The sequence below is a fragment of the Devosia sp. genome (assembly GCF_036676215.1).
Taxonomy (GTDB): Bacteria; Pseudomonadota; Alphaproteobacteria; order Rhizobiales; family Devosiaceae; genus Devosia.
Genome location: NZ_JAKFDJ010000211.1, coordinates 1 through 1853, shown reverse-complemented (window position 1 = coordinate 1853; position 1853 = coordinate 1). Strand labels below are relative to the sequence as shown.

At 65.6% G+C, this 1853-nt stretch carries 3 protein-coding genes; all 3 read right to left on the bottom strand.

Annotation, left to right across the window (positions count from 1 at the left end; all coding sequences use genetic code 11):
• Nucleotides 1-191, bottom strand: a 191-nt coding sequence (locus V6M52_RS17190) for a nucleoside-diphosphate sugar epimerase/dehydratase (protein WP_332702047.1), incomplete at its 3' end; no start/stop codon positions are given.
• A gap of 355 nt (nt 192-546) precedes the next feature.
• Nucleotides 547-1476: a cell division protein FtsX gene (locus V6M52_RS17185; RefSeq protein WP_332702045.1), complete on the bottom strand. Its 930-nt coding sequence runs from the start codon at nt 1474-1476 to the stop codon at nt 547-549.
• A partial coding sequence (locus V6M52_RS17180) for an ATP-binding cassette domain-containing protein (RefSeq protein ID WP_332702043.1) occupies nt 1469-1853 on the bottom strand: 385 nt, incomplete at its 5' end. The genes V6M52_RS17185 and V6M52_RS17180, both read right to left, overlap by 8 nt.

The following is a 1853-nucleotide window of genomic DNA, read 5'->3' as shown; positions in this document are numbered from 1 at the left end:
TGGGCGCGCAGCGCTTCGGCAAGCTGGGTGCCGGCCGAACCGGCGCCATAGATCACCACCCCGCCGGTGTGGCCAACGTTGCGCTCGGGCAGCCACAGCAGCGCCTTGGCGAGGAAGCGGGAGCCGGCGACAATCACCGTGCCGAAGATGAAGTAGAACAGCGCGGTGCGCACTGCCTGCACGATAGCCATGAACATCTCCCCACGGCGTCTGGCCGATTTGAGACCGATCGGCATTCCGCTGATGCTGGCCTGCAAATGCCGGTTTCCTGCGCTTCCGGTCCTCACGTACAGAACGTACGCTCCGGTCCGGTTGTCGAAAACCACCATTTTCGGCTCAGCCTGAGCGGACTGCCGGTCGGTCCCCGCGTCATAGCGGGCAAACGCGGGCTTGGCGAGGGGCGTTCCCCCGGTGTGTCGGGGTTCACGTGAAGGCGGCCTGCAAACGGCGGCCTTCTGCGCTTCCGGTGCTCACGTACTGATGCACGCTCCGCGCCGGTTCTTTAATGCCACCATTTTCGGCTCGCCTTGACCGCAGCACACCGGTCTAGGAGGTTTCGTTGAGGAAGCGACGAACCGTCACGCGCGAGGTTATGGCGGTGAGCGCGGCAATGACCGGCACCACGGCCAGGATCCCCACAATGCCATCGATGCCCAGGGCAAAGCGCCCGAACAATATGCCGACCTGCGCCCCGGCCTCGCTCGACAGGATATTGCCGGCAGCCGTGCCGATCAGGGTGAAGAACAGCATGGCCGCGATCGTGCCGAGCAGCCCGCCCTGCAGCCCGATGGAGAGGAACCGTCCCTGGAACTCCCCGGCGATAAAGCGGTTCGAGGCGCCGATATAGTGCAGCACGTCGACAATTTCGCGGTTGGTCGCCATGGCGCCGCGGGTGGCGAAGACGATTGCGAGCACGGTAGCGGCGCCGATCAGGATCAGCACGAGCAGGCCCGAGACCACGATGGTGCCGGCCATGGTGTTGAGCTGCTGGCGCCAGGCGGCGTGAGTGTCGAGGCTGGCGCCCTTGACGGCGGCCAGGTTGCGCTCGAGGCCCTCGATATCGGCCTCAGCGGGGTCGGCCAGTTGCACCACGACCAGCCGCGGGATCTCGATGGCGGTAAGGTCGAGGCCGGCCCCGAGCCAGGGCTCGAGCAGCTGCTGGCTTTCCTCGATGGTGAGGGCCCGGGCCGAGGCGACACCGGGCGTCGATTGGGCCAGCGAAACCGCGGTACGCAGGTTGCTATCCATCACCTCGCCCTCGACGGGGCGAATCTGGATGGTGACCTCGCGGCCGACATCGGCCGACCAGGCAATGGCTGATTTCTGCACCAGCACCACGCCGCCCAGCGTCACGGCGGACAGGAAGCCCATGATGGTGATGAGCAGCAGCAGGGTGCGGCCGGCGACGCTTTTTTCAGGAACGATAGGGGCGGCACCCTTGCGGGCCGGCCACAGGCCGAGGATGCGCTCAATCATGGATCACCAACTCGCCCTTGGAGAGCAGCATGCGCGGATAGTTGAACTTGTCGAGGAGCGGCAGCTCGTGTGTGGCCAGGATGATGGTCATGCCCAGCGTGCGATTGAGCTCGGCGAAGAGATGGACCAGTCGGCTCGACAGATCGGGATCGACATTGCCGGTTGGCTCATCCGCAAGGAGGATCTTGGGCCGGGCGATGACGGCCCGGGCGATGGCGGCGCGCTGCTTTTCGCCACCCGACAGCAGCGAGGGCAGGGCGTTCATGCGTTCACCCAGCCCCACCCATTCGAGCAGTTCGGTGACGTTGGGCCGATATTCGCTTTCCGGCTGCCCCAGCACACGCAATGGCAAAGCGACATTCTCGAACGTCGTCAGG